The sequence below is a fragment of the Methanobrevibacter sp. V74 genome (assembly GCF_963082495.1).
Classification (GTDB): Archaea; Methanobacteriota; Methanobacteria; order Methanobacteriales; family Methanobacteriaceae; genus Methanocatella.
Genome location: NZ_CAUJAN010000002.1, coordinates 60,300 through 81,053, shown reverse-complemented (window position 1 = coordinate 81,053; position 20,754 = coordinate 60,300). Strand labels below are relative to the sequence as shown.

At 31.2% G+C, this 20,754-nt stretch carries 26 protein-coding genes; 23 read left to right on the top strand and 3 right to left on the bottom strand.

What is annotated here, in order from left to right; translation table 11 throughout:
• Positions 1-27 precede the first annotated feature (27 nt).
• Positions 28-429 carry a hypothetical protein gene (locus tag Q9969_RS03060; RefSeq protein WP_305554310.1) on the top strand — a complete coding sequence of 134 codons (402 nt, stop codon included), beginning with the start codon at positions 28-30 and terminating at the stop codon, positions 427-429.
• A gap of 18 nt (positions 430-447) precedes the next feature.
• On the opposite strand, the gene arfB is transcribed toward Q9969_RS03060, so the two are convergent.
• Both arfB and Q9969_RS03050 read right to left on the bottom strand, forming a co-directional pair.
• Positions 448-1,140 (bottom strand): 2-amino-5-formylamino-6-ribosylaminopyrimidin-4(3H)-one 5'-monophosphate deformylase, encoded by a 693-nt coding sequence (gene arfB / locus Q9969_RS03055; protein WP_305554307.1) that lies wholly within the window; start codon positions 1,138-1,140, stop codon positions 448-450.
• Between the two features lie 9 nt (positions 1,141-1,149).
• Positions 1,150-1,632 (bottom strand): RNA-binding protein, encoded by a 483-nt coding sequence (locus Q9969_RS03050; protein ID WP_305513947.1) that lies wholly within the window; start codon positions 1,630-1,632, stop codon positions 1,150-1,152.
• 515 nt (positions 1,633-2,147) lie between these two features.
• On the opposite strand from Q9969_RS03050, the gene Q9969_RS03045 reads away from it, so the two are divergent.
• The 4 genes from Q9969_RS03045 (at position 2,148) to Q9969_RS03030 (ending at position 3,582) form a co-directional block, all read left to right on the top strand.
• Complete coding sequence (locus Q9969_RS03045) at positions 2,148-2,378, top strand: LSm family protein (RefSeq protein WP_067042787.1); 231 nt, start codon at positions 2,148-2,150, stop codon at positions 2,376-2,378.
• Positions 2,379-2,428: 50 nt separating this feature from the next.
• On the top strand, positions 2,429-2,617 hold the full coding sequence (locus Q9969_RS03040) for a 50S ribosomal protein L37e (RefSeq protein ID WP_305513951.1): 189 nt from the start codon (positions 2,429-2,431) through the stop codon (positions 2,615-2,617).
• Between the two features lie 163 nt (positions 2,618-2,780).
• Complete coding sequence (locus Q9969_RS03035; RefSeq protein ID WP_305513953.1) at positions 2,781-3,194, top strand: hypothetical protein; 414 nt, start codon at positions 2,781-2,783, stop codon at positions 3,192-3,194.
• Complete coding sequence (locus Q9969_RS03030; protein ID WP_305513955.1) at positions 3,184-3,582, top strand: hypothetical protein; 399 nt, start codon at positions 3,184-3,186, stop codon at positions 3,580-3,582. The genes Q9969_RS03035 and Q9969_RS03030 overlap by 11 nt, the downstream gene beginning before the upstream one ends.
• An 8-nt stretch (positions 3,583-3,590) precedes the next feature.
• On the opposite strand, the gene Q9969_RS03025 is transcribed toward Q9969_RS03030, so the two are convergent.
• Positions 3,591-3,926 carry a hypothetical protein gene (locus Q9969_RS03025; RefSeq protein WP_305513957.1) on the bottom strand — a complete coding sequence of 112 codons (336 nt, stop codon included), beginning with the start codon at positions 3,924-3,926 and terminating at the stop codon, positions 3,591-3,593.
• A 162-nt stretch (positions 3,927-4,088) separates the two neighbouring features.
• On the opposite strand from Q9969_RS03025, the gene rnc reads away from it, so the two are divergent.
• The 18 genes from rnc to Q9969_RS02935 all read left to right on the top strand — a co-directional run bounded on the left by rnc (position 4,089) and on the right by Q9969_RS02935 (position 20,753).
• Positions 4,089-4,760 carry a ribonuclease III gene (gene rnc, locus Q9969_RS03020; RefSeq protein ID WP_305513959.1) on the top strand — a complete coding sequence of 224 codons (672 nt, stop codon included), beginning with the start codon at positions 4,089-4,091 and terminating at the stop codon, positions 4,758-4,760.
• Positions 4,761-6,227, top strand: a complete 1,467-nt coding sequence (locus tag Q9969_RS03015; protein WP_305554304.1) for a homoserine O-acetyltransferase — start codon at positions 4,761-4,763, stop codon at positions 6,225-6,227.
• A complete protein-coding gene (locus Q9969_RS03010) occupies positions 6,228-6,956 on the top strand; it encodes an AzlC family ABC transporter permease (protein WP_342766055.1) in 729 nt (242 codons plus the stop codon).
• A complete protein-coding gene (locus tag Q9969_RS03005) occupies positions 6,956-7,270 on the top strand; it encodes an AzlD domain-containing protein (protein WP_305554301.1) in 315 nt (104 codons plus the stop codon). Before Q9969_RS03010 ends, Q9969_RS03005 begins: the two co-directional genes overlap by 1 nt.
• A 118-nt stretch (positions 7,271-7,388) precedes the next feature.
• Complete coding sequence (locus Q9969_RS03000) at positions 7,389-8,831, top strand: asparagine synthase-related protein (protein ID WP_305554298.1); 1,443 nt, start codon at positions 7,389-7,391, stop codon at positions 8,829-8,831.
• Between the two features lie 1,222 nt (positions 8,832-10,053).
• Positions 10,054-10,269, top strand: a complete 216-nt coding sequence (gene gatC / locus Q9969_RS02995; RefSeq protein WP_305513821.1) for an Asp-tRNA(Asn) amidotransferase subunit GatC — start codon at positions 10,054-10,056, stop codon at positions 10,267-10,269.
• An 11-nt stretch (positions 10,270-10,280) separates the two neighbouring features.
• Positions 10,281-10,766: an amino acid-binding protein gene (locus Q9969_RS02990; protein WP_305513823.1), complete on the top strand. Its 486-nt coding sequence runs from the start codon at positions 10,281-10,283 to the stop codon at positions 10,764-10,766.
• Between the two features lie 7 nt (positions 10,767-10,773).
• Positions 10,774-11,793, top strand: a complete 1,020-nt coding sequence (locus Q9969_RS02985) for a homoserine dehydrogenase (RefSeq protein ID WP_305554295.1) — start codon at positions 10,774-10,776, stop codon at positions 11,791-11,793.
• A gap of 22 nt (positions 11,794-11,815) precedes the next feature.
• Positions 11,816-13,027 (top strand): cofactor-independent phosphoglycerate mutase, encoded by a 1,212-nt coding sequence (locus Q9969_RS02980; protein ID WP_305554292.1) that lies wholly within the window; start codon positions 11,816-11,818, stop codon positions 13,025-13,027.
• A 17-nt stretch (positions 13,028-13,044) separates the two neighbouring features.
• Positions 13,045-13,680, top strand: coding sequence for a flavodoxin family protein (locus Q9969_RS02975; RefSeq protein ID WP_305513829.1), 636 nt, complete (start codon positions 13,045-13,047; stop codon positions 13,678-13,680).
• A gap of 3 nt (positions 13,681-13,683) precedes the next feature.
• Complete coding sequence (locus Q9969_RS02970; protein WP_305513831.1) at positions 13,684-15,039, top strand: MATE family efflux transporter; 1,356 nt, start codon at positions 13,684-13,686, stop codon at positions 15,037-15,039.
• The gene (locus Q9969_RS02965; RefSeq protein WP_342766054.1) at positions 15,040-15,444 is read left to right on the top strand and encodes a GNAT family N-acetyltransferase; all 405 of its coding nucleotides are present in this window, start codon (positions 15,040-15,042) and stop codon (positions 15,442-15,444) included.
• A 4-nt stretch (positions 15,445-15,448) separates the two neighbouring features.
• Positions 15,449-16,225 (top strand): alpha/beta hydrolase-fold protein, encoded by a 777-nt coding sequence (locus Q9969_RS02960; protein ID WP_305554289.1) that lies wholly within the window; start codon positions 15,449-15,451, stop codon positions 16,223-16,225.
• Positions 16,226-16,233: 8 nt separating this feature from the next.
• Positions 16,234-16,599: a hypothetical protein gene (locus tag Q9969_RS02955; RefSeq protein ID WP_305513835.1), complete on the top strand. Its 366-nt coding sequence runs from the start codon at positions 16,234-16,236 to the stop codon at positions 16,597-16,599.
• Between the two features lie 113 nt (positions 16,600-16,712).
• Positions 16,713-18,332: a CTP synthase gene (locus Q9969_RS02950; RefSeq protein WP_305514348.1), complete on the top strand. Its 1,620-nt coding sequence runs from the start codon at positions 16,713-16,715 to the stop codon at positions 18,330-18,332.
• Positions 18,333-18,597: 265 nt separating this feature from the next.
• Positions 18,598-19,467 (top strand): A24 family peptidase, encoded by an 870-nt coding sequence (locus tag Q9969_RS02945; RefSeq protein ID WP_305513837.1) that lies wholly within the window; start codon positions 18,598-18,600, stop codon positions 19,465-19,467.
• Positions 19,467-19,901, top strand: a complete 435-nt coding sequence (locus tag Q9969_RS02940; RefSeq protein WP_305513839.1) for a class III signal peptide-containing protein — start codon at positions 19,467-19,469, stop codon at positions 19,899-19,901. The genes Q9969_RS02945 and Q9969_RS02940 overlap by 1 nt, the downstream gene beginning before the upstream one ends.
• A gap of 135 nt (positions 19,902-20,036) precedes the next feature.
• The gene (locus Q9969_RS02935; RefSeq protein ID WP_305554286.1) at positions 20,037-20,753 is read left to right on the top strand and encodes a hypothetical protein; all 717 of its coding nucleotides are present in this window, start codon (positions 20,037-20,039) and stop codon (positions 20,751-20,753) included.
• Position 20,754 lies beyond the last annotated feature (1 nt).

Here is a 20,754-nt window from a genome sequence, read left to right as displayed (position 1 = left end):
TTAATTAATTTTTAACTAAGGATAATTATGACAAGCAGATCTGCTACAGTTTTGGTAATATTTATAGTTGCAATTCTTGCATTTTGTTTTGCAAGTGTTTTCGCATCTATGACTGGACAAATTTCAATATTGCCTAATAAAACCGAATCTGGAGGAATTCTAGATAATCTTTCAGCTATTACAAATGATACAACTGATAGTAGTGAAAGTTACGGTTATCAGGAATATAAGGATTATTCAAGTAATGGTTATTCCTCTTCTGATAATGATAACTTTAATGTTGAAACAACTAAGGATGATAGTTCCAGCAATAATCCATCATCGGATGTTAAAACAACTAAAGATAAGACTCAAAATAAGGATTCTTCAGACCAAAAGCCTTCATCAAATGATGATTATACAGATGATGATGATAAAAACGATGATTGATCTTTTTTTTTATTTTTTCTAAAAATCTAATAATTTTTCAACATCTAATAGTACAGAATTAATAGCTAAGCTAAATAATCTATTTCCATATTCTTCATCAACATAAACGCCATTTTCTTCGATGTCTCTTGCACCTTTATCAATGTTTGGATCATCATGACGGGCTTTTTTAAATCCGTATAGGCCAATTTCTTCATATTCATTGACGTTTGCCTGATTTATAACTTCCTCCTCATTGACAATGCCTAAAACTTTTGCCATTGATAATTCACCGCTTCCTCCATGAGGGCCTTCGGAAGATATTACTTTATTGTTAAATGTAATTGTTAAACCGGTTTTATCCTCAATATCCCATAATTCACCTATTAATGGGATGTTTCCCCCATGTGCATTTACGATAACAACCTTTTCAATATCTAAGAATTCTTTTGCCTGATTTAATGTAGCAGTAACATTTTTTTTTAATACGTCAAGGGAAACATGCACTCCATGGTCAATGCTGTCCAGTTCATAAGCAGGAAAGATTATTCCTAAAAATTTAGCACCGGTTAAAAGTGAAGATTGAAAAGCAATATGCGCTCCTATTTTAGCATCGGTATCAATTGGGAGGGCGGGACCATGATTTTCTAGATGTGATCCAAGTGCTATTATTCCAATTTTATGGACTCTGGGGTTTGTAATATTTCCTGCCCTATATCTTAATTCTGCCATAGTATCATCTCATAATTCAAAGTTCCAAATTTCGTCACCAACATAATGCTTAGTTTCAATAGCTTTTCCAGAATCATTTTCAACCATTTCTTCACCATCGATTAAACTAATGCCAATAGCTAAGGGTTTTCCATGTGTTTCATCAATGATTAATACAATATCTCCTGCTTCGATACCGTCTGAAGCATCTACAATTCCAGGACTCATAATATCGGCGCCATTGCTTACAAATCTAATGGCCCCCATATCTACAGTAACGGTTTTTCCATCAATTTGATTAGCAAGTGCCGCTTTAAGCGTTGGAAATGGTTTGTCATCAATCATTATGATGTATGGTTCGCCGTCTATTAAAATGAATGAATTGGGTTCTGCTTCAAGTATTTCAACATTCTTTTTACTTTTAAGTAAATCCCCATATTCTCCTAATTCTGCTCTTATTTCTTTAATTTTCTTTTTTTTCAAAAAATTTCTTTTTTTAACTTTAATTGCCATGTTAACCCGTATTATTTTTTTTTAAATAATATTTTGTATTCAAAATAAATAAATCTATTTATTTAATATGAAATATTTGTCATTTTTTGAAAAAACCTATTTAAAATCCGGATTTTCGCCATTATTGTTGTTTGATTTTTAATTACCTCTTTAGTTTAGAGTAAGGTTTCTGATAATTAAAATGGGTTATGAAGTGCAATTTTTAATATCTGTACAATATATCTGGTAACTTAAATTCCATCAATATCCTAGTTATGGGGGGTTAAAGTATTTTTGTAGTGTGGAGGATTGTTTTTAAGGTATTTTTTTGTTATTATCATTATTTATGTTTAATTTTCCTAATTTTGCTTAAATTAAGATAACATTTATATACTAGGTTAGTTATAGTTAATAGTATTAGTTTTAATTAGGTTTTGCCTATCTTAACTTGATTATATTATGTCTAATAAAGAGTATAAATATATGCTCGATTCATATTAAAAAACTAAAAATTTGTAATAATATAAGGTGATATAATGAGCGGACAAAATGTTCAAAGACCACTTGACGCATTAGGAAAATCTGTGGATGCTCCTGTGTTAATAAAACTCAAAGGAGATCGTGAATTTAGAGGTATACTTAAGAGCTTTGATTTACACATGAATTTAGTTCTTAATGATGCAGAAGAGTTACAAGACGGAGAAGTTACTAGAAGACTCGGTGTTGTGCTCATTAGAGGAGACAATATTGTTTACATTTCACCATAGTATTATTTTTCGAGATTATATTGTTCACGATGAATTAAGGAGGTGTGTCAATGTCAAAGGGTACTCCATCAATGGGTAAAAAAAATAAAAAAACCCATATCAGATGTAGAAGATGTGGTAAAAACACTTACCATGTACGTAAAAAAGTCTGTGCTTCTTGTGGATTTGGTAAATCTAAAAAAATCAGAAGGTACAGCTGGCAGAATAAAAAACCAACTACTAGACAAAGATTAGTATAGGTTGGTTAAAATTGTGAAGATTATTTATTAATCTTCCCTTAAACTACTTTTTTTATAACTTTTAACCGCTGCTTATTTTAATGCGCTATTTTTCAGATAACTTTATTAACTATTGTTAGTTTAAATTAATTTATATATAACTAAGTTATTTAGGAGCAATAAAATGACTGATTTAAATGATATTGCAAAAGAAAATGATGTAAATTTAGAGAATTCTGTTGTTTTTGTAAGGGGTGAAGATGATATATTGTCTGTAGATCTTTCTAATGCAGGCATTAAACAAAGAAGTGATGATACTATGGGTTTTACTTTTTCAATCACTCCAAAACAAGCATTGGACCTTGAAGAATACTTTAGTAGATTTGCAGCAGGTGAAAAATTCTATTATGATATTTCTCAAACTGGTTATAGACCTGCTTTTTATCGCGGATTATCTTCAATGACTAAAGAAATTAGTGAAGAAGAGGATACAAAATTTAATATTACATTATTTGCTCAAAAAGCTATTGTTGAAGCTGAAGATTCCTACTTCACACCAACATGTGTAGGTTGTGCTTTTTGTCATATTGGATTGTGATAAATTGTTTCCATCTCAATTTTCTAATAAAATTAAATTAACTTTAAAAAAAACAAATGAGAGCATTGAGCTAGATCAAAGGAGAGCTCATATCCGTGAAAATCAAAATGGTCTAATGGCTTTAAGTTATGTTGCACCAGTGTTTGAAACAATGGAGTTGGAGCGATTTTTTGATAATGTGCTTGCTAGTGAAAAATTAGATATGAATATTGGGGATACAGGAGATTTTACTGTAAGTTTTAGAGGCCTAGTTGAAGGGAAAGAAAAGAATTTCCCTCAAAATTTAGACCATAAAATTATTCTTTTACAAGAACCAACTTGTTTGGATTCAAGAATGAATGTTCAACTTACAGGATTTTCTACATTTAAATTAAAAGATGAAATTTAATATTTTGGTTAAAATTCATCTTCTAATGCATCCCATAAATCAACTGCCCAACCTTGTTTACCGTCGATTACCATATCAAGTAATCTTACTTTACCATCTCTGAAACGGAATAATCGATAATCTTGCTGTGTTTTTTTACCACTGCCTTCCTTGTTGCAGTCAAGATATATTCCTTCGTCATATTCCTGTTCAAAATCACCTGCTTCTACAAACTCACCCACTAATGAATAACCGTTTTTAACATTTTTATCTAGTCTTTCCACGGTTTTTAACCATCCTCCTTGTGCTCTGAATTTTATATCTGGGTCAATTATTGTTATTTCTTTTTGCCAGTTTATTATCATGTTACCAAATCCTTTTTAATTATAATTTGACATATCATATATAAATTGGAATTGCAAGAGAGCATTTGGAAAGTATTAACTATAATGTTTTTATATATTAATTATATATAAGTTTAAAAACATAATTGATAATATTAGTAATTAATAATGCTGGGCTTTGAAATGAATTTATTCGAGAAATTTAATATAAAAACTGAAAATGAATATTTATATGAAATGGCATTTACACATGCTTCATATTCAACATTGCATAATTTAGATTACAATTATGAAAGATTAGAGTTTTTAGGTGATTCAGTTCTTAGTTTAATTGTATCTGAATATTTGTATAAAAAATATCCTAATTATGGAGAGGGAAAACTAACAAAGAAAAGATCTAACTTCGTATGTCAAAATGCATTAGTATATTACTCTGAAAAGTTAAAATTAAAAGATTATCTCAATATTTCAGTTGAGGAATCTAATTTGACTAAAAATGAAGTAATATCTGTAACTGCTGATATCTTTGAATCATTTTTAGGTGCTATATTTATGGATCAGGGTATGGAATTTGCAAAAGAATTCTTAGCTACTTGGATTTTCAAATACATTGATCAGGACCGTGTATTTTTTGAAGATTACAAATCTGCAATTAAGGAATATGGGGATGCTAAAGAATTACCTATCGGATACGAAATATTAAAAGAATATGGAGTTCCTCATGATAAGACATTCATCATGTCATGTTTAATTGATGGTAAAGAAAAGGGTGTTGGAAGAGGTAAAAGTAAAAAAGAAGCGGAACAATCTGCTGCAAAAAGTGCTATGCGTAAATTAAGAATTTGGAGAAAATGAATGAATGAAGAATCTGTCGGTATTGTAGAGACAAAATATCTACATATATCTGAACCAATCGTGCTGGAAAGTGGCAAAACTTTAGAAGAGGTCAGTGTAGCTTATGAAACTTATGGAGAGCTTAACAAAGAAAAATCTAATGCTATTTTAATTTGTCACGCACTAACTGGAGATGCACATGCCGCTGGCTGGCATGAAGGAGATAAAAAACCTGGCTGGTGGGATATTGTAATAGGGCCTGGAAAAGCATTGGATAGTGAAAAATACTTCATTATCTGTTCAAATGTTTTGGGGGGTTGTAAAGGAACAACGGGTCCGAGTTCAATCAATCCAAAAACAGGCAATCCTTACGGTTTAAATTTTCCTGTAGTCACTATAGGGGATATGGTTAATGTTCAAAAGAAACTTATCGATTCATTGGGAATAAACCAATTGTTTGCAGTTATTGGCGGATCTATGGGGGGAATGCAGGTTCTTCAATGGATGGTATATTATCCTAAAATGATGAAAAAGGCAATGCCCATAGCAACAACCGGAAGTTCATCTCCTCAACAGATTGCTTTTAATGATGTAGGTAGACAGGCAATAATTGCAGATCCCGATTGGAATAAAGGCAATTACTATGAAACTGATAAATTACCTGTTAATGGTCTATCTCTTGCTCGTATGATTGCACATATTACTTATTTAAGTGATGAGTCCATGGATATTAAATTTGGGCGTGGACTTCAAGACAAAGATGAAATAACTTACGATCTTTCAGTCGATTTTCAAGTTGAAAGTTACTTAAAACATCAGGGTGAGGTATTTGTCAAACGTTTTGATGCTAACAGTTATCTGATTATTACAAAAGCGGTCGATTATTTTGATTTATCTATTAAGGGATCATTAATTGACGGTTTGAAAAATGTTGAAGCTAAAACTGAACTTGTTTCTGTGGATTCAGATTGGCTATATCCAACAGAACAAAGTACAGAATTGTTAAATGCATTAAAAGCCAATAATGTTGAGGCATCATTTTCAGAAATAAAATCTAATTTTGGTCATGATGCTTTTTTACTTGAAAAAGGACAGCTAAACCACATGATTTCAAAATTCTTATCTGATAATATCGTTGAAGATATTATGATAGAACAAATAGCAACAATTCGTGGTAATGTCAGTATTCAATATGCTGCTAAATTAATGTTGGACAAGCATGTAACTCATATTCCTGTTGTAACTGATGAGTATAAGTTAATTGGAATCGTTACAAGTTGGGATTTATCTAAGTCAATCGCCACAGGTGCCAACCAGCTAAAAGATATCATGACAACAACTGTAAAATATTGTCATGCTCATGAAAGCATTGAGGATGTAGCTCGTCAGATGCGTAAATTTGACATATCATGTCTTCCGGTCGTTGATGAGGACATGAAGGTTTTAGGTTTAATTACAACAGACCAAATCAGTAATTTACTCAGTTAAATTACACTTTTTTTTAATTTTTCCCGGAGAGATATTATTTCAAGAGCTGCTAAATTCATTGAGGGTGCTAAAAAGGCTATTCCAATTACTTTTGGATATATTCCGATGGGAATAGGTTATGCTGCAATCGCCATAAAAGCGGGCATGACTCCTGTTGAAACAGTTTCAATGTCTTTTTTAGTTTATGCAGGTGCCGGCCAAATCATTGCCGCCTCAATGGTTTTAAGTGGTGCAACACTCATGACAATTATTTTAACTAATTTCGTTGTTAATTTAAGATATCTTGTTATGTCAACATGTGTCTTAAACAAAATTGAGAAATCTAATTTGCCTTTAAATATCTTAGCTGCACATTTAACTGTCGATGAATCATTCGCAATGTTTTCTTTAAGTGAAAATTCAAGTATTTGGATATTTTTAGGAATTGGTCTTACTTCCTGGTTAAGCTGGTGTTTAGGAGCCGGAATTGGTGTAGTCGTTCTAGATTTGCTCCCAATAATTGTTACAAACAGTTTCAATATCTCATTATATGCTTTATTTGTTGCAATTTTAATTCCTTCAATTAAGGAATCTAGACAAATTGCCCTTTTAGTTTTGATAACTGCTGTTTTAAATATTGTGTTAAGTCAATTTTTGGGAAATTGGTCATTAATCGTATCAACACTTTTAGGTGCTTTAATTGGAATGAATATAGTTGATGACGGATATTTGCTCTCAGGTGATTGCTAATGGATTTCATGGCGTTAGTTGTAATTGGATGTGCTTTGGTAACATTTATACCCCGTTTAATTCCAGCATTATTTATTGATAAGTTAAATTTCTCACCAAAAGTAGAAAAATTCTTAAATCTAATACCCTATACTGCCTTATCAGCTTTAATATGTCCTGGTGTATTGACTGTTGATAATCAGTTATGGTATATTGGTTTAATAGGAGCTGTTGTAGCGGCAGGTCTGGCCTGGAAGAAAGTTCCAATTGGAGCTATTGTAATTTTAACAGTAATGATTTTAATTACAGTTTATTCGATTATACCATTTTTTTAAGTCGATTTATTTTATTGATATATGAAAATAATCCATTGTCAGTTGGAAGTTTGATTAAGGGATTTTCAATACCAGTATAGATGAAATTTTAAGTATTATTAAAATGTAATATAATACTATGAGTTCAATAGTAGGGTTACAAGGCAATTTTAAAAGAAACGACATTATTTCAATGTTGGAGACTTCTAAAAATAGAGGGCCTGATTTATCAAGAGTTTTTTTAGATAAAGTTTATAATTTAGAGGATTTTGATTGTAAAAATGACTATGATTTAGTTTTAGGACATAATTTACTTAAAGTTTATGATTCTAACAATAGGATTTCTTACCCTCAACCTATTAAAAAGGATAAACTTGTTTTAGTCTTTGATGGGGAGTTATATAATTTCAATACTATGAGAAACTTTTTATCAAAAGTCGGTGTTGAAGAGACAATTGTATCTGATGCACAAATTTTAATTAATCTAATTGATTTTTATTCAAAAAAAATAGGTTTACTTAAAGCTGTAGAATCTGCAATACGCCTAATCGATGGAGATTATGCATTTGCAGTTTTTGATGGTGAAAACCTAGCTATTGCACGTGATCCATTAGGTGTAAAACCATTATTCTATGCTGAAAGAGATGATCTAAAAGGTTTTGCATCTACAAAAAGATCCTTAAAAGAAATTAGTCTAACTGACATTAACACCTTAAAACCAGAACACATACTGTATAACTGGAGGGATATATCTCCGGCACAACCCATTCATGAAAAAATCTTTGAAGGGGATGTGGCTAAAATAGAGAAGCTATTAAAATTAAGTGTTGTTAAAAGAATCGCTGGATTAGATGAGATTGGAGTAATATTTTCAGGCGGTGTTGACAGTTCGTATTTAGCATTACTTTTAGGTCAAATTGCAGATAATGTTCCATTAAAAATAACTCTTTATGCAGTTGGTGTTAAAAATTCAAAAGATATTGAATCAGCAATTTATGCATCAAAATTCTTAAACCTAAATTTAAAAATCTGTGAAGTAACCGAAGAGATGCTGCGTGAAAGTCTACCTAGTGTTGTAAGAGCAATTGGTGATGATAATCTTATGAAAGTGGGTGTGGGAATGACTACTTATCTTGCAACAAAAATGATTGCTGAAGATGGAATTAAAGTAGCAATTTCAGGTCAAGGTGCAGATGAGCTATTTGGCGGATATAAACGTTATTTGAAAAGTTTTATAAATGGAACTCTAAATTCTGATTTAAGAGACGATATTGCAAATATGTATCATGTTAATCTAGAACGTGATGATGCATGTTCAATGCTTAATGGAGTTGAATTAAGACTACCTTTTTTAGACGAAAACCTAGTGGAACTAGCTTTAAACATTCCAGATAATAAAAAAATTGTTTCAATGCATGATGACATGCGTAAAAGTATTTTAAGAAAACTTGCTTTTGAAGAAGGTCTTGATTATGAAATAGCCTATAGACCTAAAAAAGCAGCTCAATATGGGACGGGTATTGATAAAATTTTAAGAAAGAAAATTGTAAAAGATACAGATATTTCAGAATTTTTAAAATAATCTCTATTATTTGTAAAGGTTTAATTATATTTCTATTTTTATTATTTCATTGTCATGATTGTATGGTGGTAAGGTTGTGTCCGATTTGGTACTGATTTTTTAATTTTTAATGGATGATTTTTTCTTATTTTTCTCTTTTTACAGTTGAAATTCAATTTCGGTGAATTTTAAGTTGCTGTAAAGTATTCCGTTGGTTTTTGTTAATTTTGGTATTTTGTCCCATTACAGTTCCTTGAAACTTAAGATTTTTCCTGATGGAATTTTTTATTGTTATATCACTTTTAGATGGAATTTGAATTTCGTAAGCGTTATTATATGTTGTGAACAAAAACAATGCTGTCAAGCTAGGTTTTTTACTATTATTAAAACCATTCAATTTTAATAAACTTGATCGTAAATCCATTTATTTAATAACCTTTTAGAAATCCTCCTATAAAAAACTTGTATGGTTCTGTAAATGTTATGTAATACCTCTTTGAGTTTTGTTTCTTTATTCTGCAGTCTTGTATTTCTACTAAAATTAACGCCATTAAATCCTTCTTTTTATTACAGAAATCACGCTTTTAACATTCATTCTTCGCGCATAGACATCATGCCAGAAGGATTGTAGCACTATTTAATCTATAATGTCTGGTTGTCGCACCTTTAATGGTATTTGCTCGAATGCCCTGCTTCTTTGTTTATGCATTTTCTTATTTTTTCTGAATCATATGCTTTGTCTGCTAGTATGTAATGGGGGTTTGCATGGTATTAATTGTCTAATTGAATGTAATGCAAATTGTGTATCATGTTTTGGACCTTTATTTGCTGCGTAATTTAGATCATTCATGTGTCAACATTGATTGCAATATGGTTTTTAATATAGCTTTTTCGTGATTTACCTCTTATTTGTGCATAATATTTATCAGCATAGTCGCTTGTGTGTCCTGTTCCATCCAATGGCAACTAATTTTACATTTTGATGGATGCATAAAATTAATATAATACAAACAATAAATTAGAAATAGCTTATTATAAAACTCCTAAAAACATATTACGAAATTATTTAAAATATATAATGAAATTTTAAAGAGATTCAACCTGAAATCATGATTTTGGAACATACACAATGTGAATATCTAAAAATCACACAAGTTTTTGAAAGAGCCTAAAAGTGCCAATTTATTAATATTAAAAAACATAATACTTATATTATTGATTAATATTAAAGGAGTTTTAATATATGACAATCGAAAAAGATGCTGAAGAGATTATAGAAAAATTTTCAAAAACATTAGAAAACATTCCCGATTCAGATGAAACTTGGTATATTACTGATAATTTAAACTTAACTCGTGAAGATAAATCTAGTGAAAAAAATCCTGAGAAGATATTAAGAAATGCAAATATTGATAAAGAGGGAAACCTCATTGTAAAAAGAGCTGATTGGACAAATTAAGAGGGTTTTATATGAGAATGGACTTAGTTCTAGAACTTATGGATGTTCCGGGGCAATTAGTTAAAGCATTAGAACCAATAAGTAGTTTAGGTGCTAATCTTGTAACTGTTGTCCACAAAAGGGATTATAAAAATGATAATGGAATGGTTCCAGTTCAATTAACTCTTGAAGGGGAACATGAAGATTTAAAAAATGTTGTTAATAGATTTGAAGATTTAGGATTTACCATTATTGAAATGGATGGGGTTGTTAAAAAAGAAAAAATCACCACTATCTTCTTTGGCCACATCGTAGATCAAGACTTAAGAGACACTATGGATAGAATCAATGAACTTGCAGGTGTTGAAATTGTAGCTTTTGATATTATATTAAATGGTGAAGAGAAATCCACAGCTTTAATTAATATTGAATCGGATGTGGGTAAAAAACAAATCATATTTAATAGAATTGAAGAAATTGCAGGAGAAAAAGATTTGCTAGTTATTAATGAAGTATAGGGATATTATGGATGAATGTAAAGTCATTATCATGGGATTTGGTTCTGTAGGACAAGGTGTTGCTAATGCACTTTCCATGAAAAAAGATTTAATTAAAGATAAAACTGGTTTTGCAGTGAAAGTTGTTGCGGCAGCTGATTCATCTTCGTCTGCAATATCACAAGATGGCTTAGATGAAGAATTGCTCCTACAAACCAAAAAAGAAAAAGGAAATTTATCAGCTTACCCAGAATTCGGGTCTAATAAACATGGTGCGGATGTTTTAGATACTGTTGAATATGATTGTCTTATCGAAGCAACTCCTACAAATATCGTTGATGCAGAACCTGCACTTTCACTAACATTTAAAGCGTTTGAACAAGGAAAAGATGTAGTAACATCAAATAAAGGACATTTAGCACTTAAATTCAAAGAGGTAGTTGAAGCGGCTGAAATGGCTGGTGTGGAATTTAAATATGAAGCTAGTGTTGGCGGATCTATGCCTATTATTAATTTTACAAAAGAAACTTTATCCTCTTGTGATATTAGATCAATTAAAGGTATTCTAAATGGCACTACAAATTATATTTTATCAAGGATGACTTCTGAAGGTTCTGATTATGAAGTTATTTTAAAAGAATCACAGGAATTGGGTATTGCAGAAACTGACCCAACTCAAGATGTTGAAGGTATTGATGCGGCTTGTAAAACAGTGATTTTAGCAAATTCACTTTTAGGAATTGATGCAACATATGATGATGTTAAGGTTGAAGGTATTTCAAATATTAATGCACAAGCTATTGAATTGGCTAAAAAAGATGATTATTTAATTAAATTAATAGCTGAAATATCTCCTGAAAACTTACAAGTATCTCCTCGTCTGGTTAAAAGAGGAAGTTCTTATGATGTAAGCGGTACTTTAAATATGGCTACAATCAAAACAGATTTGGCTGATGAAGTATCTGTGATTGGTCTTGGAGCAGGTTCTCTTGAAACTGCTTCTGCGATGTTAACTGATTTAATTGGTATTTTAAAAAATAAATACTAATTTTCATACTTTTTTTGATAACATGAAATACGTAATATTTATTCCAGATGGATCTAGTGATTATCCAATAGATGAATTAGATGGAAAAACCCCACTAAAAGCAGCTAATACTCCAAATATTGATAAATTAGCTAAAAAAGGATTTGGAGGATTTACAAACAATGTTCCTGAACAATACACTCCAGGTTCTGATGTTGCTAATATGAGCATTTTTGGATACAATCCTGCTGATTACTATACTGGTCGCGGACCATTAGAAGCAGGCAGTGAAGGTATTCCAACAACACCTGCTGATGTAATTTTTAGATGTAACACAATATATAGTGAAAATGGATCTATGGATGACTTTAACGCAGGCCATATTTCAACTGAGGAAGCAGATGAGTTAATGAATGGATTAAATGAATATTTCACTCAAAAATATGCTGATTTTAAAGGTAAATTTTACACTGGTGTAAGTTACAGACATTTATTCATATATTCCTGTGACAGTATAAAAGATGCTGAGGTATTATCTGGTATTAAAACAATGCCTCCTCATGATATTTCCGGTAAAAAATTAGTAGATAACTTATTTGGGGAGTGTGAATTAGCTGAAGAAATTCAAAGTATAATGTTTGAAGCAGGTGAATACCTTAAAGACCATGAAGTCAACAAAAAAAGAGAAGTGCCTGCAAATATGATATGGTTTTGGGGACAAGGAGTAACTCCAAGTTTACCTAACTTTGAAGAAACTTACGGTATCACTGCTTCTGTTATCACTGGTGTTGATTTACTTAAAGGTATTGGGAACTTTGCAGGAATGAATATTGTTGATGTGCCAGGTGCTACTGGATATTTTGACACCGACTATAAAGCAAAGGGCCAATATGGTATTGAAGCTTTAAAAGAAACTGATTTGTTGCTGATCCATATTGAATCGCCTGATGAAGCAGGACATGCTCAAAATATTGAGGAAAAAATTAAAGCTCTTGAAAGAATCGATGAATTCATTGTTGGACCCATTATTGAAAGTTTAGAAGGTAAATCATATAGGGGAGCAATATTGCCTGACCATCCTACACCGATTAGCCTTGGAACTCATACTCGTGATAATGTGCCTATTGTCATATTCGATTCCCAACGTGATGGGGATGAATGTGAATCATTTGATGAGGAAGGTGTTAAAAAAGGTTCCCTTGAATTTAGACAGGGACATTTCTTAGTTCAGAGATTAATTAATGGAGACTTTTAGATTAGGGGAGTAGTTATATGAAAGTATTGTTAGTTAATGGAAGTCCTAATAAAAAGGGTTGCACTTACACTGCATTAAATGAGGTTGCAAATACCTTAAATGATGAAGGATTTGAAACTGAAATCTTTTGGATTGAAACGAAACCAATAACTGGATGCATTGCTTGCGGTAAATGTGGTGATTTGGGAAAATGCATATTTGATAATGATGTTGTAAATGAATTTGTAAAAAAAGCGTACGATGCAGATGCATTTGTATTTGGTTCACCGGTTTATTATGCAGGAGCAAACGGCTCTATGACTTCATTTTTAGACCGTGCATTTTATTCAAACTCACACGGTGCTGGAGCAAAAGCGTTTAAACATAAACCTGGAGCGGTAGTATGTTCTGCAAGGAGAGCTGGAACCACTGCAACTTATGATCAACTAATCAAATATTTGGGAATTTCTCAGATGCCGATTATTTCATCATTTTATTGGAATATGGTTCATGGAAATGCTCCTGAAGAGGTCATGCAAGATGAAGAAGGTTTAGGAACTATGAGACAGTTAGCTTATAATATGGCGTTTTTCTTAAAATGCATAAAAGCAGGTGCCAGTGAAGGCATAACTCCAACTGAAATATCTAAACCTCGTACAAACTTTATAAGATAATTTATGAATTTATTTAAAACTCCTGAAAATTATTTATATACAAATAAAGCATTGCTATACTTATTCATTCCACTTCTAATAGAATATGCTTTAGAGTTTTTTGTAGGTCTGGCTGATTCTATAATGGTGGCATCTCTTGGCGAAGCGGCAATATCGGGAGTTTCGCTAGTTGATTTTTTAGTTCAACTACTTATTTTTTCTTTCTCAGCACTTGCAACAGGTGGTGCGGTTGTAGCAGGTCAGTATTTAGGTGATAAACAAATAGACAAAGCTCAAGATTCCGCCACTCAACTTGTTTGGTTTTCAACAATCCTATCCACTGTTTTAATGATATTGGTAATCCTTTTAAGACAAATCTTAATAGGTGCTTTATTTGGACAAATTGAAGCTGAGGTGTGGCATAATGCAGATATGTATTTATATATTGTAGCATTATCAATTCCGTTTATTGCAATATACAATGCGGGAGCGGCTATTTTTAGAACCACTAATAATGCCACATTGCCTATGAAAGTATTGGTTATTTGCGATGTATTAAATGTTGTTGGAAATGCAATTTGTATTTATTATCTTGGTTGGGATGTGAGGGGTGTAGCTATTCCAACATTAATCTCAAGGGTTTTATCAGCATTATTGATATTGCACTTTGTAGTGAATGAAAACTATAAACTGCATATTAAAAGAACTTTTAAGCATAAGTTCGACTTTAACATACTTAAAAAAGTATTGCAAGTCGGCATTCCATATGGTGTTGAAAATGGACTATTCCAATTAGGTCGTGTTTTAGTTTTAAGTTTAGTTTCAACATTTGGAACAATGGCGATAGCTGCTAACTCTGTTGGTTATGCTATTGGAATCTTTTCAGTATTGCCCGGTTTTGCAATCAATTTAGGTTTGACTGCAGTGATATCTAACTGTGTTGGAGCAAATGACTATGAACAAGCAAGATATTATAATAAAAAATGTTTGGTGATGGTGTTAATATCTCATGTTGTTATTAATTTAATTATATTTGCCCTATTGCCTGCAGTATTGGGAATTTACAATTTATCTGCTCAGACTGCTCAAATGACTACTGAAATGGTAATATGGCATTGTATTTTTGCAATTGTAATTTGGCCATTGTCATTTACTCTTCCCTCAACATTTAGAGGTGCAGGAGATTCAAAATCCGTAATGTATATAAGTTTGGCAGTAATGTTCATATGCAGAATTGGATTTTCATATGTTATTGCAGACTGGATGGGTATTGGAGTGTTTGGAACATGGATTGCCATGTTTATCGATTGGTATGTAAGAGCAGGAATTTATATTTACAGATATTTTTCAAATAAATGGACAGAATATAGGGTGGTTTAAATTAGAGTACAAATTACTTATAAAAATACACATAATTTTTCTAAAAGACAACTGGAAGAGCTGTTTAATTCATTCGAGTCAGATGAAGGGAAATTTCCAGAAAAACTTGCAATAACTATGAAAAATTATGATTCAATCTTTTCGGCTTGGGACGGTGAAGATCTTGTTGGTGTGGTTTGCGTTATGGATGATGGGCTAATTAATGCTTATGTCCATTATTTGCTTGTAAAGCCGGAATATCGATTAAAGGGAATTGGAAAACAATTGGCTGAACGAGTCAAAAATCATTATAAAGATTATTTACATATAGTTATTATTGCTAATGATAGCGAACTTAGGTTTTATGAATACTGCGGATTTGAAAAATTACAAAACTCAACTCCAATGCATGTAATAAATAGGTGATTAAATGGTTTTATTTAGAGGAGATATAAAGTGTAAAAGCTTACAAAGACGCACATCAATTAGTGTAATATTGCCATCTGATAATATTCATTTTTTAGAAGATAGGGAAGAAATTGTACCGCAACCTTACAAAACATTGTATTTACTTCATGGATTATATGGTAGTGATGATATAATCCTTGCAAACACTTCTGTTCAAAAATTTGCTGAAGATAGTGGAATAGCTATTGTAATTCCTTGTGGAGACAATAGTTTTTATGTAGACAATAAAAAAGCACATGCTCATTATGGCAGATATGTTGGTCAGGAATTATTGGACATTACAAGAAACATATTTCCACTTTCTCACAAAAGGGAAGACACATTCATTGCCGGATTTTCAATGGGCGGTTATGGGGCTGTTAGAAATGGGTTAAAGTATTCTAAAAACTTCTCAAAAATTGGAATGATTTCACCAGCACTGATTACTGATGATCTGGTTAACTATACTGATGATAACAATGTTTTATACTCAAAAGAGTTTTATGAATCAATTTTTGGTGATTTGGATAAAATTGAAGGCTCCGATATTAATCCAAGATATTTAATTGAGCATGCTGAGGATATTCCGGATATTTATCTCGCTTGCGGTATTGATGACTTTTTATTTAGTAAATGTGCTGATTTTTATTTGTTTTTAAGAGAAAAAGAAATTGATGCTACTTTTGTTGGTGATGAAGGGGAACATACTTGGGAATTTTTTGACAAATACATCAAAGAATTTATTAAAACATTAATTTAGTGATAATTATGTACTGTCCTAATTGTGGTAATGAACTTGATGAAGATGATTATTGTGATTGCTGCAGAGAATTTATAGACACTTCAGATGATGAGGAAATGGATATTTGGCAAGATGAACCAGATTACGATTCAATGATAAATAATGGAGAGGAAATCTGTTTAAATTGTACATATTGGAGTGTAAGTCCTTATGGTGCATCCTATGGAATGATTTGTCGCAGAGGCAATGGCCAAACAGACCCTGATGATACCTGTTTTGAATTTGTAAAATCCCATTATTTTGCAAATTATGGTGGTGATGGCCAGTATCAGTTTGATGAAACTTCAAGATCTATTGCAAATAAGTTATATTATTGGAAAAATAGCAGATGATAAAATATCCTCGAAAATGTTAATAAGATTATACCACATGTTTTTGAAAGATAATTTTTTAGATAAATTAAAATTTTTATATACGATGAAATACTAAAATTGTAATATAATTAATTGGAGAGATTTTTCTGACAAAGTATATAATTATAACTGGTGGGGTTGTTAGTTCAATCGGAAAAGGCATAACCTCTGCATCTATGGGTAGAATTTTAAGGTCTTATGGTTTGAAAGTTTCAGCTATTAAGATAGACCCTTATTTAAACTGGGATTCCGGAACACTCAATCCATATCAGCATGGTGAAGTATATGTTACTTCAGATGGTATGGAAACTGACTTGGATCTTGGACATTATGAAAGATTTTTAGATGTTGAACTTAAAGGACTAGCAAATATTACAACGGGCAAAGTTTATGAATCTGTAATTGCTAAAGAACGTGAAGGAGGATATCTTGGCGAATGTGTACAAGTAATTCCGCATATTACCAATCGCATCAAAGAAATGATTAGGATAACTTCTGAAAGTGATGATAATTACGATGTAGTTTTAATCGAGCTTGGAGGTACTGTTGGCGATATTGAAAGTCAGCCTTTCCTTGAAGCATTAAGACAACTTAGAAATGAGGAAGGTCGAGAAAACGTTATGTTTGTCCATGTTACATTTATTCCCTACCTAAATGCAGCTGGAGAATTTAAAACCAAACCGACTCAACATTCTACAAAAGAATTAAGAAGTGTAGGTATCAATCCTGATGTTATTGTATGTAGATCACAAGAACACATTGATGATGCACTTTTAGCTAAAGTGGCTCACTTTTGTGATGTGGATGTAAATGCTGTAGTGAATACTCCTGATGCAGTTACAATTTACGAGGTTCCTTTAGTTTTAGAAGAACGCAATATTGGCGAGTTAATTGTTAATAGAATTGGTCTTGATATTGAACCGGATTCTTCTAAATTAGATGATTGGGCTAAAATTGTTGATTCTTTAAGAATTCAGGATCCTCAAGTTACTATTGGTATTGTTGGGAAATATGTTGAACTTGAAGATTCATATATTAGCATTCGTGAATCTCTGCTGCATGCAGCTGCAAGTGTCGGTGTTAAAGCTAATATTAAATATTTAAGCTCTGATGTTGAAAAATTGGACAAAAATGCTTTAAAAAGTTTTGACGGCATATTGGTTCCTGGAGGTTTTGGAGAACGTGGTTTTGAAGGCAAATTAGATGCAATAGACTATGCTATTGAGAATAATGTTCCACTATTTGGAATTTGTCTTGGAATGCAGTCTATGGTAACCCAGTTTGCAAGAAGAAATGGATATCCTGATGCAAACAGTTCTGAATTTGATGATAATTTGGAGTTTCCGGTTATTGATATGATGGAAGAGCAAAAGAAAATCAAAGATATGGGTGGAACTATGCGTTTGGGTTCTTATGATTGTAAAATCAGGAAAGGCACTAAAACTTATGAAGCTTATGGTGAAAGTGATATTGAGGAACGTCACAGACATAGATATGAGTTCAACAATGATTTCAGAGAAGAGTTGCAAGAAAAAGGTTTAATAATTTCCGGAACTAGTCATGATGACTTTTTAGTAGAGATTATTGAATTGCCAAATCATTCTTGGGCTATCGGTTGCCAATTCCATCCGGAATTTAAATCAAGACCTAATAGACCACATCCATTATTTAAATCATTTTTAGAAGCTATTAAAGAGTATTCTAAAAATTAATTTTATTTTTTTAATTTTATCCTGTATTTTTTACAGCATTTGTCCTATATTTTTTCAAAAGACATTTATTAAGCTAGGCATTGCTTGTTGTTGGTTTTTTGTTTGTTATAGATGTTTGCTGGAATTTAGATTAAAAATATTTAATGTCTTAAGGCCCAAAAATGAATTAGTTTTTCCAGACACTTTACAATTTTTTAAGTTGAAATCAATTTTACTAGCTTTGATTCTATCTAATTAATATATCTGAAAGTTTAATATTACAATCATGTTTTTCAGCTCTATATTTCTAATTCAGATAATAATAACAATTTTATTTTCAATTTTGGCTGTAATTTTTGATGTTAAAAGCAATATTGTTCCTGATAAATTGACATATTCTTTGCTGTTTTTTGGTTTAATTTCAAATCTGATTTTATCAATAATTTCAAACAATATTAAATTCATTTTAGCTTCATTTATTTCAATGTTTGTAACATATTGTATAACTTATATGTTTTGGATATTGAAAATTTGGGGAGGTGGTGATGTTAAGTTATTCACAGCCATTGCCACAGTAATACCGATAGGATTAAACATTGACTTTTTGAATATTTTTCCTAAATTGTCAATATATCCATTTGCTTTTAGTGTAATCTTAAACAGCATTTTAGTTTCATTCCCCTTTTTAATTTTCTTTTTAATTTATTTGATTAGTAAAAATGATGATTTTAAGGATAATCCGTTATTTATCATAACTTTGCTAAATGTTGAAAACTTAAGGAGGTTAATTCATTCATCTCTTAATAAGACTATTGCAATAAAGGATTTAAAGGAAGGGGCAATTGTAAATAACTTTTATTTTAATGATGATAAAATCATAGAGTTAATCGCTGAATTAAATGGCAATCTTGAAATATTTGAAAATAAAGAAGATGATGGATTTAAATACTATTTTAAATCCCAAAGTGCAGGAGGCATCACAAAAGAGGAAATGACACTAATTAAGGTAATGAGCACTGAAAAGTTCATTGGGAATATAATTTCGGTAAAATTGGCATATCCATTCACTCCCTCAATTTTGATAGGACTGTTAATAGCTATATTTTTTGGAGATATTATGATGTTATTTGCAAAAAACATGGTGTTGGTGATATAATGGTTAATGATAATAAAGGACAAGTGGCCTTAGAGTATATTTTGATATTTGCAATATCCTTAATTCTATTAGCTGTTTTTACAATACCTTTAACACAACAAAGTGTTGAAAATACTTTGGATGTCTCAGATGCTTTGAGTTTTCAATCAGATTTATCTAAAATAACTCATGGCATAGAGAAAGTTTATGGCGAAGGTCAAGGATCAAAACAAAGCATTGAAATTATATCTCCAAGAGACATTAAGGTCAGTGTTGCAAATAATTACATTTCATGCAATTTAAAACTTAAAAGTGGTTCATCTAAACTGATTAAGATTAATTATAAATCAACTCTTGAAAAAACCAATATTCATTTAAATAAAGGTGAAAACACAATAATCGTTGAATGGCCGGCAGATAGTGAAAATATGTATATTTATACAAAATTATTTTAACCACCATATTTAATATTTAACATATAAATTAAAATGGCGTGTGAATTTATGGATATTTTAATGACAATTATTTATCTAGTTTTATTCATTATAATGATGATTTTTGTCTTTTCAATAGGTATGTTGAGACACTTCATGCCCAAGCGTGAAATTCTTTTAGTACTTGTAGTAGCATTTTTCATTGGTGCTGTAGGAGGTGCATTCTTTTTACAACCGATTTATGAAGAGTTGCCTGAAATAACAAGTTTTGTTGAGAAAAATATACCTAATAATGAAGAGACTTTATATTTAGATTTATCATCTTCACTAGATACGAATAAACTACATGATGAATTATCTAAAATGGAAGGTTTTAAATCATATGATGAAACTTCGATTTCGATACCGATGTGGGGATTCAATCAAAAGGAGCATGATTACTTTGATGGAATAGTTGGAAATATTGATTCGCATTACAAAAATTATAATGTAACTTCCAATAAGATCAATATTGAACTTGAGGATAATTATACATCTTCACAAGCTTTAAAATCTTTTTCAGATTGGTATAAATTAGTATATGGTGAAACAATTTCATATGCTCAAATTAAAGCAGTTTTAGTTATTGATTCATCACAACTCGATAAATTTAAAGAAGTTTTACTTGAATATGGGGTGGTACCAACTAAGATTGAAGGCCCTGTTCAGGACACTATTAATAGTACAAACTCATCAATGCTTTCAAATTTTGAATTTATTTTAGTATGCGGCGGCTTTGGAATTATTGTTGCAATAATTGGAATTTATATGGATTCTGTTGTTCCAGCTTATAGAAGATTTAAAAAGGCTATAAATACTAAACGTAAACGATAAT